The following is a 281-nucleotide window of genomic DNA, read 5'->3' as shown; positions in this document are numbered from 1 at the left end:
GCTTCTGGGTGTTGTGACTGTTGGCGAAGTGGATACGTGAATGCCGAGTATGCAAGTCAGCATAATGCTTGGGACAGGAGGGATGTTCCTTGATCACAATCTGAACGTCATCAGGCAAATGCTCAACTCCCAGCTCCAAAGCGCGATAAAAGTCGCGCATATTGGCAAGCCAGGGAGAAAAGCACAAAATTTGCCGGTCGGCATCCACTTGAAAGGGCACAAAAATATAACGTTTGGGCAGAGGAGTATCTGCGCTGGGTGCATCTTGTGATGGCTTATGC

1 protein-coding gene is annotated in these 281 nt (G+C 49.5%); it reads right to left on the bottom strand.

Annotation, left to right across the window (positions count from 1 at the left end):
* The coding region (locus tag Q4563_RS19390; RefSeq protein WP_303605678.1) for a capsular polysaccharide export protein, LipB/KpsS family at positions 1 to 281 on the bottom strand (281 nt) is incomplete at both ends.

The organism is Gilvimarinus sp. 1_MG-2023, assembly GCF_030548285.1.
This window is presented reverse-complemented; position numbering and strand designations above follow the sequence as displayed.